We start from the raw sequence: 11,817 nt of genomic DNA on the forward strand, positions 1-11,817 counted from the left end.
GCTATGGTGCAACCAAATTACTTCAGTGGCAAGATCTGGATTTCAACACGACGGTTGCACGCACGACCTTCAGAAGTTTGGTTTGAGCAAATTGGGTTACGTTCGCCGTAGCCACGTGCAATTGCACGACCAGGTGCAACGTTTTGAGATACTAGGAATTGACGTACGGACTCTGCACGACGCTCAGACAACGTTTGGTTGTATGACTCACTGCCCGTGCTATCAGTGTAACCGTCGATAACAAGGCTGGTATCTGGGTATTCAACCAAGATGCGAGCAACACCGCGTAGCGTATTATGAATGCTAGCATCAAGCTGGTAAGAGCTTGAAGAGAAGCCGATACCATTTTCCATACGCAGTAAAAGCTGGTTCTCACCAACACGCTGAACCTGTACACCAGAGTTTAGCAAAGCGCGACGCAATTCTGCTTCTTGTTGGTCAAAGTAGTAACCAACGCCAGCGCCAGTCGCTCCGCCTGCGGCCGCACCAATGAGTGCATGCTGACGGCGTTCTTTAGCGTCGTCGCCCGTTGCTAGACCGATTGCTGCACCAGCGATAGCACCAATAAGCGCGCCTTGCGTGGTTGAGTTAGTTTCGTATTCACCCGTTGTTGCATTTTGGCGTTGAGTGGCTTGACAGCCAGTAAGAGCTAGCACTAGAGCTAGTGCAATAGGCATCTTTTTCAAGGGAAAATCTCCGTATAAAACTGAGGCGAAACCATGCCTCATAATGGGATGCGAATTATGAATAAGTAAGCATTGATATTTGTTATGAGAAAGTAAGATTGATAAGAGTTTCTGTAAGAAAATTCTTATCGTTACTATCACAACTTCAAAAAGTAGGTCCCAATAACATTGGAATATTGGAACCTACGTCAATCAATTGCTGCTCTGGTTATTTCGATGGATTGCCCAACATTTTACGCGCTTGCTCGCCGCCAACACCACGGTTAACGGAGACTCTTCTACCTTTTTTCAAGCCCACTTCGTAGTCTTCGGTTAGGTTTTTCATCGCTTCTTTCAGTTGCTTCTTGAAGGTTTCGCGGTCAATGTTTTGGAATTCTTTATCAATATAATCATTGATTTTGTTGGCCGACTCTTCGTCTGGGGAAATGACTGGAAGTTTCTCTATCGCGCCCTCTACCCAACCAGATACAAATGAGTTCACGCGGCGAGTCACCTCTTGAGAAGAGGTGCCCGTACCTGCGAAGCTGTTTCGGAATTGTCCGGTACTTTCGTTCATCTCGCGATAAATAATATCGAAAGCAAATGCAGCAAAAATCGCGCGATCTGCTTCACCGATAAACTCGACACGTTTGAGCCCTTTGTGATTCAACAACACCGCTTCAACACCGAATTTAGTGTTAATGCCGCGAATCACTCGCAATATGGTAGAACTGATATTCGCTGGTAGTAGGTGGGAAGATTGTGTTTTCCCCATTCTGATAAACTCAATATCGTCTTTATCCAGACCATATTTGAGCATGAGGCGATGTGCCATTTTGATAGCATTGGCAGCCTCATTAACATTAGCGGAATTGCCCAGTTCTAAGCACTTGGCGATTTTTTTCAGAGCTTTTTGTTTATCCATCGACAACCAGTAACGAAAGCAGAAAATTTATGAAGTCAGACATATTACCTTTTTTGACATAAAAACGAAATACAAGGTGGGAGTGAAGGTGGTTTATGGACATAAAAAGAAGCCCCGCGGAAGGCGAGGCTAGGCGTTTTAGTTCGTCATAATCAGTATGAAGTCGTACTTGTGTCTAAGAAGCCATTCTTCATTAAGATTAGTTGGAATTACAACCCGAGCTGGTTGAGTAAATCATCGGCGTCATCGTTCGAACTCGACGATTTAGATTCTTTCTCAGCCATATTTTTACGTGTTGCTTCTAAAATATCGTCTGGATTTTCGTCTTCTGCGATTTCAAACTCTTCTAGTTGGATGAACTCAGTTTTGTCCATTGCCAACTCTAGGTAGAAAATGTTGTTATTTTCGGTGGAGAACGTCACTCGGCGAGCTTGAGGGCGGTCAAGGTTGGTATCCACTTGTAAGATTACTTGCTTATTCAGCGCCATCATTTTTGGCTGGTTTTGTGTGATGTTCGTTTGCAGCTCTTTACGAATTTTATTGGTGAAATCTCCAACCAGTTGGTTCATTAGCTCACCCAGAACATCTCCCACCTCGTCAGAAGTATGAGATATTGCCAGTTCTTCTTCTGGCATACCCATATTACGCATGTAGTTGGTGTAGATCTCTAATGCGGCTTTTGCCGTAAAATTAATTACGACCAGCCCGGTAAACCCGCCATCAAACAGAACAAAACAGCCAAAATCTGGCTTGAGGCTAGTCTTGTGGATTTTTTGCACCATTGCAGAGTAATTTACTTGAGAAGATGTCGCCGAAGTTAGGACGCCAGAAACAGACTGGCAAAGTTTGAGAAGGATATCTTCAGTGGTCACAATTTTATTTTTTTTCATTCTGAAAACTCATCTAGAAACGCGATTCGTTCCCCAATGTAAGGCATCAAGCGTGAAAAAATAAAGCATAAGTTTAATTATTGTATCGAGATTCTGATTTGCTCGTCTTTTTAAATGTTGTAAAGTGACGAAATTCAAAGAATATTACTTCACTTACTCTTTTGTGGTGTTTTGTTTCGCTGAACGCCAACTTGTATGAGAAGTGAGCAAATAATTACATAACCCGCAGCTGATCGGATTCAGCGTCGTAGGGGCAGGAAGCAAATGTTACCAAGATTACACTCGCAAACTGATGTCGATCCTCTTGTTCTTAGTTTTCTGAAAGAGCTTGAGCACGCCGGATTCACTGGTGATATCGAAAGCCAATATTCAAGCCGACTAGCGGTTGCCACTGACAACAGTGTTTACCAGCAACTTCCTCAGGCAGTCGTCCATCCTAAAACGACAGAAGATGTTTCTCTCCTCGGGAAACTGAGCAATAAAGAAAAGTACGAACGAATCACCTTTTCACCTCGTGGTGGCGGCACAGGGACCAATGGTCAGTCGCTAACCAAAGGTATTGTGGTTGACATGTCTCGTCACATGAACAAAGTGCTTGAGATTAATGAGAAAGAAGGCTGGGTTCGTGTACAAACTGGTGTAGTGAAAGATCAGTTAAATGATGCGGTTCGCCCTTACGGTTACTTCTTCTCTCCGGACTTATCAACTAGTAACCGTGCCACAATTGGCGGTATGGTCAACACTGATGCTTCTGGTCAAGGTTCTCTGAAATACGGAAAAACATCCGATCATGTTTTGTCGCTACAAGCGGTGTTTGCTGATGGCTCAGTTTTAGAATCAGATCTGTCCAACGGCTACCCCGAAGAAGGCGAGTTTGCTGCCAAGGCGCTACGAGTAACGGAATCCGTATGTCGTGAAAAACGCCAGCAGATCGTGGATAAATTTCCTCCGCTCAACCGCTTTTTAACGGGGTACGATTTAAAAAATGCCTTGAATGAAGACGATGACCGTTTCGACATCACACGAGTGCTGTGTGGCGCGGAAGGTTCATTGGCATTTATTACCGAAGCGAAGCTAAACCTGACGCCAATTCCGAAAGCACGTACTTTGGTTAACGTTAAATACAACAGCTTTGACTCTGCGCTCCGTAATGCACCGTTGATGGTCGAAGCGAAAGCGCTATCTGTAGAAACCGTTGACTCGAAAGTGCTTAATCTCGCGAAGCAAGATATCGTCTGGCACACCGTGAGTGATTTGCTTACCGATGTTCCAAATAAAGAGATGCTTGGCATCAATATGGTGGAATATGCAGGTCAGGACGAAGAAGAAGTTGCTGCGCAGGTTGCAGCGCTGACCGCCAAGCTTGATACCATGCTGGAAACAGAAGAAGCGGGCATCATCGGTTACCAAGTCTGTAACGATGTAGCGAGTATCGGGCGTATTTACAACATGCGTAAAAAAGCGGTGGGTTTGTTAGGCGCAGCAAAAGGTCGCGCTAAACCGGTCGCATTCGCTGAAGATACCTGTGTGCCACCAGAAAATCTGGCGGACTTCATTGTAGAGTTTCGAGAGCTGTTAGACAGCAAGTCTCTGAATTACGGCATGTTTGGTCACGTCGATGCCGGGGTGCTTCACGTACGTCCTGCGTTGGATTTGTGTGACCCGCACCAAGAAGCATTGATGCACGAAGTTTCTGATGAAGTGGTTAAGCTGGTGGCGAAATACGGCGGTTTGATGTGGGGTGAGCATGGCAAAGGTTTCCGCTCAGAGTATGGCCCTGAGTTTTTCGGCGACGAGTTGTTTACTGAGCTGAGACGTGTGAAAGCGGCATTCGATCCACACAACAAAATGAACCCGGGCAAAATCTGTACGCCACTTGATAGCGATGCAGAGTTGGTAAAAGTAACCGACACCAAACGTGGTTACTATGACCGCCAAATTGACGTACAAGTGCGTGACAGCTTTAAGCAAGCGATGGAATGTAACGGTAACGGTTTGTGTTTTAACTACGATACCAGCTCACCGATGTGTCCATCGATGAAAGTGACGGCCGATCGTCGTCACTCGCCAAAAGGGCGTGCTGGCTTGGTTCGCGAGTGGTTGCGTCAGCTTACTGAGCAAGGCATTGATATTCTTGACTTAGAAAAGCAAACACTAGAAAACAAAACATCAATCAAAACCATGATTGACCGCGTACGTCATTCTATCAATCGTCGTAACGAATACGATTTCTCCCACGAAGTGTATGAAGCGATGAATGGTTGTTTAGCGTGTAAAGCGTGTGCGAGCCAGTGTCCGATTAAAGTCGACGTTCCGAGTTTCCGCTCACGCTTTTTAAACATTTATCACTCTCGTTACCAACGTCCAGCAAAAGATTATCTGGTTGCGAACATAGAGACTATGCTGCCGATGATGGCGAAAGCGCCAGGTGTCGTAAACGGTGTTTTGAAGCAGTCGTGGGTCAAGAGCTTAACGGCTTCAACAGTTGGGTATGTCGATGCGCCGTTGTTATCAGTACCTACATTGAAACAACGAGTAGAGTCGCTGACAACGCCTTATGATCTGCAAGCGCTCAGCGGTTTGTCTTCGTCTGAAAAGAGCAAGCATGTTTTAATTGTTCAAGACCCATTCACTAGCTACTACGACGCCGATGTCGTAGAAGACTTCGTTAAATTATTGAAAAAGCTGGGCATGCATCCGGTGCTTCTGCCATTTAAGCCGAATGGTAAAGCACAACACATTAAAGGCTTTCTACGTCAGTTTAAGGATACAGCCGCCGATACAGCGAAGTTCTTGGCGATGGTAGCGGATCTGGATATTCCTTTAGTTGGTGTCGATCCTGCATTGGTGCTGTGTTATCGAGATGAATACGCTGAAGTACTTGGCAGTAAGCGAGGTGATTTCGATGTACTAACGGCCCACGAATGGCTTTACCCAAGACTAGAAGCGTTTGAAAGCGGAGAGCATAAGGCGCAGGAACCTTGGTATCTGTTTGCGCACTGTACTGAAAAAACCAAAATGCCGAATGCGGAAAAAGAGTGGGGCGCTATTTTTGCTCACTTTGGTGCAGTTTTAAATACGGTTCCTGTTGGTTGTTGTGGTATGGCGGGTACGTTTGGTCACGAGGTCGATAAGTTGTCGATGTCGAAAGACATTTACAATTTAAGCTGGAAGCCAAGCTTAGATAAGTTAGATAACGAGAGATGTTTGATTACTGGCTACTCTTGCCGCAGCCAAGTGAAACGCTTTGAAGGAACAAAGCCCAAACATCCCGTTCAGGCGCTGTTAACTTTGATATAATCACATCAAATTAAGCCCAGTTTTACTGGGCTTTTTTAGAAGTCACATACAACAATTTCAAAGGATATGAATCTTGAGAAAACTTGAACTCAAAGTCCCACCTGTTGCGGTGTTTTTGTTGGTCATACTACTCATGTATGGACTGACAGTTCTGGTGCCGAGCCTGAATATTAGCGTGCCCTTTGTCGAGGTTGTGGTTGGCGGGTTAACTTTGCTCTCTGGTTATATGGGCATTGCTGGTGTGTATGAATTCCATAAAGTAAAAACGACGGTTAACCCTGTAAAGCCTGACACGGCCTCTTCCGTGGTGAGAACTGGCGTATTTTCTTTTTCGCGCAATCCGATGTATATGGCGCTACTGCTTCTAATCATTGCAATTGGTTTGTGGTGGCAGCACTTGAGTGTGGTGCTTTGTAGCGTTGTATTTGTCAGTTATATGAATCGATTTCAAATCAAGCCAGAGGAACGTGTTCTAGAGCGATTGTTTGGTGAAGAGTATGTGGATTATAAAAACCACGTCCGCCGCTGGATCTAAGCATTGCGTTTAGTTTTATTTGGATGAGACATAAAAAGAAAGCCCAACGATCGACGTTGGGCTTTCTTTTAGTAAACACGTTTTTTGAGCGCGTCTGATAGGGCAGTCGATTAGGCTGCCTTAACGAACTTTGCTAGGAATGCATCCTTACGTTCATTGAAACGGCGTACAAGATCGTCAACCGCTTCTTGGTCATATGGCTTCAAGCCGCTTGCAACCATGCGCTTGATGCCTTTGCCAACGACTTCACCGTCTTCTTTGAACGCAAAGTTTAAGGTGACTACCCCACGTTTACCTTCCACGTCGAATGTTGCGCCAGTGAAATCCACTTCTGGATGTGTAAGGTCTAAGCGTGAAAATTCAACTTCCATGCTTTCATAAATAACTAATGGACGTTGGCAGTTGATCATCATTTGCTTCTCTTCCATAAGAGGAACCATGATGTGAGGGAAGTTCATGCCAGAGAATTGCACGTAATTTGTTACGACATGCTCAATAAATGCGGGATCGTGATTAGTCTCACCTTCACGGGACATGTGTAAGTATTCTTTACCTGCCTCGTCAACAACGGCGCTTTCTTTTTCACACTTATTTTCAATATGAAGTGCTACACCATCGTTTACCATGCCAGAGAAGTTAAAACGCATCTTTTGGCTGACGCCTTCTTTACTAAGAAGCACAGCGAAAAGTAAGTCCCCAGGGACACAAAAGCGTTTGTTGTCTTCATCGTGGATTGGGTTGTAGTCACCTGCGACACGTTTTGCAAAGTGGCTTGCTTGTTCGCGAGTGAACTGAAACTGGTGATTAGTGTTTGAAAAATAAGGTGTTAGAAACATAATTTTTACGTAGTAACCAAAACTGTGTGGGATTATATGCGAATATCTGCGTAGCAATGGTCCATCCAGTGAAAACTTCACCGTATCCTAACAATAAGACACTATTTCGGCGGATAAATCGTTAAAAACGCATACTTTAGCAACGCTTTTATTTGTGAAAGCAATAAACAGCGACTTTATTACGTCGGCTATTTTTAAAAGTATAGCAATAACAATATGCAAGTGTTCATAAAGCTCGCTAGGAATACGTTTAATGAGGAGATAAAAAAGCTCCACGCGAAACGTGGAGCCTTCAAATTATCATCCGGTTTTTAGGTTAAGTGCTAGTAATGCTGGATTACTGAACACTTGGTAACAGGCTCTCTGGCATGAGCGTGTTGTGAATAGCCAGCTTAAGCAGAGTATTCGCCTGTTCAATGTCCGGCGCAAAGTAGCGATCTTTATCGTAGAACGATACTTTTTCACGCAACATTTGTTTCGCAATCTCAATACGCTCAGAGGACTTGTTTGGCGCTCTAAAGTCTAGGCCTTGTGCTGCTGAGAGGTATTCGACCGCCAGAATGCCGCGAGTGTTTTCTCCCATTTCTTTCAATCTGCGAGCCGCGAAGGTTGCCATTGAAACGTGATCTTCTTGGTTTGCTGATGTTGGCAAGCTGTCTACTGACGCTGGGTGAGCGAGCGTTTTGTTTTCGCTTGCTAGCGCAGCAGAGGTGACTTGGGCAATCATGAAACCAGAGTTTACACCGCCATTATCAACTAAGAACGGTGGTAATTTTGATAATGCGCTATCGATAAGCAATGCCATACGACGTTCAGACAGGCTGCCGATCTCAGCAATCGCCAGTGCTAGGTTGTCAGCTGCCATTGCAACAGGCTCAGCGTGGAAGTTACCGCCAGAGATGATGTCGTCATCTTCAGCAAACACCAACGGGTTATCTGATACGGAGTTTGCTTCTACTTGCAATACTTCGGCGGCGTTGCGGATTTGCTGCAAACACGCCCCCATTACTTGAGGCTGACAGCGCAACGAATACGGGTCTTGCACTTTTTCACAGTTAGTATGCGAATCACCAATGTCACTTGATGTATCCAATAGATGACGATAGGCCAGTGCAGCGTCCATTTGGCTGCGATGACCACGTACACGATGAATGCGCGGATCGAATGGACGTCGGCTGCCGAGAGCGGCTTCGACAGACATTGCGCCACATACTGTAGCCGAAGCGAAAAGATCTTCCGCGATAAACAGACCTTCTAATGCGAACGCTGTTGATGCTTGGGTACCATTTAGCAGCGCTAAGCCTTCTTTCGGTGCCAGAGTTATGGGTTCTAGACCTGCGATTTTTAATGCTTCTTGCCCAGAAATGATATTACCGTTGTGACGAGCTTGTCCTTCACCTAGTAATACTGTGCTCATATGGGCCAGAGGAGCTAAGTCACCTGATGCGCCAACAGAGCCCTTTTTAGGTACGCAAGGGTAAACTTGTGCGTTAACTAGGTCGGTCAGCATATTAATGACTTTTAGGCGAATACCAGAAAAACCACGAGACAGGCTATTGATTTTTAATACCATCATCAGACGAACCGTTTCATCTGACATAAACTCACCGATACCTGCCGCATGAGAAAGAACGATACTGCGTTGCAGTGTTTCTAAATCTTCTGGTGCTATTCGTGTGTTAGCCAATAGCCCAAAACCAGTGTTAATTCCGTAAACCGTTCGATCTTCCGCGATGACTCGGTCTACGACCTGTGTGCTTTCTTCAATGGCCGGAATGGCTTCAGGATCCAAAGTAAGGTTGACTGGTGAACGGCTCACTTGGCGTAGTTCGTTTAAGCTAATATGACCTGGCTTTAGCGTTAAATTTAACATCTCTTTCATCCTTACTTGAGCTTCTTCAGTTCTTCGTTGAGCATTGGCAAATCTAGCCCTTGCTCTGCTGCACATTGTTTAGCGATATCGTATCCCGCATCAGCATGACGCATCACGCCTGTTGCTGGGTCGTTATGCAGCACACGGGCAATACGTTCTGAGGCATCTTCACTGCCGTCACAGCAGATAACCATACCTGAGTGTTGCGAAAAGCCCATACCTACGCCTCCACCGTGGTGCAGTGAAACCCAAGTTGCACCGCCCGCCGTATTGAGTAGTGCGTTTAATAGTGGCCAGTCTGATACGGCGTCAGAACCGTCCATCATGCCTTCTGTTTCTCGGTTCGGGCTTGCAACGGAGCCAGAGTCTAAGTGGTCACGACCAATGACAACGGGCGCCTTAAGTTCGCCATTTTTCACCATTTCATTGAATGCTTGACCAAGACGCTCACGATCTTTAAGACCAACCCAGCAAATACGTGCAGGTAAACCTTGGAACTGAATGCGCTCGCGCGCCATATCTAGCCAGTTATGTAAGTGTGGATTATCTGGAATTAGCTCTTTTACTTTTTGGTCGGTTTTATAGATGTCCTCAGGATCTCCAGAGAGAGCAGCCCAGCGGAAAGGACCAATACCTTCGCAGAATAGAGGGCGAATGTAGGCTGGAACGAAGCCAGGGAAATCAAATGCGTTTTCTACGCCTTCTTCCAGAGCCATTTGGCGGATGTTGTTACCGTAGTCGAGTGTTGCGGCGCCGCGATTTTGCAGCTCTAACATCGCTTGAACTTGCACTGCCATGGATTTTTTCGCTGCTTTTACGACCATTGCTTCATCTTGCAAACGCATTTCTGCTGCGTGAGACATGCTCCAGCCTTGTGGTAAGTAGCCATTGAGCGGGTCGTGTGCAGATGTTTGGTCTGTTACTACATCAGGCGTGATATTACGTTCTACCAACTCAGAGAAAACGTCTGCTGCATTACCTAGTAGACCAACTGATACTGGTGTGTCTGACTCTTTGATGATAGCAAGCGCTTCATCTAAAGATGTCGCTTTCTTATCGACATAGCCTGTACGTAGGCGGTAATCGATACGCGATTCATCACACTCTACCGCAATCATGGAGAAGCCAGCCATCGTACCGGCTAGAGGCTGAGCACCACCCATACCACCAAGACCGCCAGTTAGAATCCATCGGCCTTTTGCTTCGCCGTCAAAGTGCTTTTTCGCAACAGATACGAATGTTTCGTATGTGCCTTGGACGATGCCTTGTGAGCCAATGTATATCCAGCTGCCAGCGGTCATTTGGCCGTACATCATCAAGCCTTGTTTATCGAGCTCGTTGAAGTGTTCCCAGTTTGCCCAATGAGGAACGAGGTTTGAGTTTGCGATAAGCACGCGTGGGGCGTTTTTATGGGTAGGGAAAACACCAACAGGCTTGCCTGATTGAACTAAAAGCGTTTGGTCATCTTCGAGTCTTTCAAGTACTTCAACAATCTTGTCGTAACATTCCCAGTTTCGTGCCGCACGGCCAATGCCGCCATATACAACCAGCGAATGTGGATGTTCTGCAACATCAGGATCGAGGTTGTTCATCAGCATACGAAGAGGGGCTTCGGTTAGCCAAGATTTTGCGCGCAGTTTATCTCCGTGAGGTGCACGAATTGTTCTGCTTGTATCAAGTCGTGGATCTTGTCCCTGGCGCTGTGTCATTTCAGACTCCTTTAGTTTCTCGTGATGACCAAGTACTTGCTTGGTCGTAATAATAAGTGGCATCTAGGATGCGTTATGGTTTGTGTTGCTTTTCCGCCATCGCGTTGGCGATATCCCAACACAAACGGGCAGCTAAGCGTGCAGTTTGACTATCAACGTCATAATTAGGGTTGTATTCGGCGATATCAGCCAGCATGAGCTTATTTTTGTAATGAAGAATTCGATCTAAAAATGGTGCAATTGTGTCGTAACTTACTCCTCGAGCCGCAGGGGCGCTGACCCCAGGTGCGGTTGCCGCAGGAAATACATCCAGATCAATGGTCAAATAGAGGTAGTCACAGTCGTCAATAAAGTGTTGAAGCTGGGTTAAGTGATAACTGTGGTTTAGGTAGCAAAGCTGATTGTCTTCTACATACCAAACATTTAACGCATCTGCTTTTTCAAACAGCGCTTTAGTGTTGCTGCTGCGGCTTACGCCAATGCAAGCGTAATGAAAGTCCCAATCGTTACGTTGGCAAAAATGATGAATTTGGTTGAAGGGGGTGCCAGAGCTTGGTTTGATGTCGGCGATGCTGCTCTCGAATGCGCGTAAATCGAAATGCGCATCGAAATTGATAATACCGATTTTAGGCTTCTTTTCTGGATGGTGCGCTTTAAAATACTCCGCTAAGCCGGAAAACGAGGCCCACGCAATCTCATGCCCACCACCTAACACGATGACTGGCGTATGAGGTAGTGCGCTTGAAATGGTTGCCGCACATAGAGATTGACTCTCTTCCAGTAAGTCGTCTTCGCATACCACGGTACCTAAGTCATATAGTGGGACGTCTTGGTGCCATGCTAAATTAGCGAGCGCTCGTCGGATTAAGTCTGGCGCTTTTTTCGCGCCAATGCGTCCTTTGTTTCTCACTACGCCAGCATCCGTAGCAAAACCCAGTAATGAGACGCCACTTGCAACGGCCCCCAACTCATCTGCTTTCTGGCGTTGAACCACGTGATGAATTCGCTGACCAAGTTTGCCGTCCTCGGCATCATGACGGCCTTGCCAATGAAATAGGGGGGAGTGTAGGTCGAATTGAGACAT

9 protein-coding genes are annotated in these 11,817 nt (G+C 45.9%); 2 read left to right on the forward strand and 7 right to left on the reverse strand.

The features are described from left to right. Window positions 1–17: 17 nt before the first annotated feature. The 3 genes from NL645_RS07850 to NL645_RS07860 form a co-directional block, all read right to left on the reverse strand. On the reverse strand, window positions 18–677 hold the full coding sequence (locus NL645_RS07850) for an OmpA family protein (RefSeq protein ID WP_005377956.1): 660 nt from the start codon (window positions 675–677) through the stop codon (window positions 18–20). 217 nt (window positions 678–894) lie between these two features. Then, a complete protein-coding gene (locus NL645_RS07855) occupies window positions 895–1,590 on the reverse strand; it encodes a DUF2786 domain-containing protein (RefSeq protein WP_005395879.1) in 696 nt (231 codons plus the stop codon). Window positions 1,591–1,799: 209 nt separating this feature from the next. After that, window positions 1,800–2,480: a DUF3334 family protein gene (locus NL645_RS07860; protein ID WP_006742601.1), complete on the reverse strand. Its 681-nt coding sequence runs from the start codon at window positions 2,478–2,480 to the stop codon at window positions 1,800–1,802. A 264-nt stretch (window positions 2,481–2,744) separates the two neighbouring features. Here NL645_RS07860 and NL645_RS07865 point away from each other — a divergent pair, with 264 nt between their 5' ends. Together NL645_RS07865 and NL645_RS07870 are read left to right on the forward strand one after the other, a co-directional pair. Next, a complete protein-coding gene (locus NL645_RS07865; RefSeq protein WP_253651519.1) occupies window positions 2,745–5,780 on the forward strand; it encodes an FAD-binding and (Fe-S)-binding domain-containing protein in 3,036 nt (1,011 codons plus the stop codon). 73 nt (window positions 5,781–5,853) lie between these two features. Further along, window positions 5,854–6,315 carry an isoprenylcysteine carboxylmethyltransferase family protein gene (locus NL645_RS07870; RefSeq protein WP_053807257.1) on the forward strand — a complete coding sequence of 154 codons (462 nt, stop codon included), beginning with the start codon at window positions 5,854–5,856 and terminating at the stop codon, window positions 6,313–6,315. A 110-nt stretch (window positions 6,316–6,425) separates the two neighbouring features. Here NL645_RS07870 and NL645_RS07875 read toward each other — a convergent pair whose 3' ends face one another. The 4 genes from NL645_RS07875 to hutG form a co-directional block, all read right to left on the reverse strand. Beyond that, on the reverse strand, window positions 6,426–7,151 hold the full coding sequence (locus NL645_RS07875) for a DUF3581 domain-containing protein (protein ID WP_005395883.1): 726 nt from the start codon (window positions 7,149–7,151) through the stop codon (window positions 6,426–6,428). A gap of 337 nt (window positions 7,152–7,488) precedes the next feature. Then, window positions 7,489–9,024 carry a histidine ammonia-lyase gene (gene hutH, locus NL645_RS07880; RefSeq protein ID WP_012841910.1) on the reverse strand — a complete coding sequence of 512 codons (1,536 nt, stop codon included), beginning with the start codon at window positions 9,022–9,024 and terminating at the stop codon, window positions 7,489–7,491. Between the two features lie 11 nt (window positions 9,025–9,035). Further along, a complete protein-coding gene (gene hutU, locus NL645_RS07885; RefSeq protein ID WP_025766830.1) occupies window positions 9,036–10,733 on the reverse strand; it encodes a urocanate hydratase in 1,698 nt (565 codons plus the stop codon). Window positions 10,734–10,806: 73 nt separating this feature from the next. Beyond that, window positions 10,807–11,817 (reverse strand): formimidoylglutamase, encoded by a 1,011-nt coding sequence (gene hutG, locus NL645_RS07890; protein WP_253651520.1) that lies wholly within the window; start codon window positions 11,815–11,817, stop codon window positions 10,807–10,809.

Source organism: Vibrio sp. Y51_MX_L26 (genome assembly GCF_024181935.1).
Classification (GTDB): domain Bacteria; phylum Pseudomonadota; class Gammaproteobacteria; order Enterobacterales; family Vibrionaceae; genus Vibrio; species Vibrio diabolicus.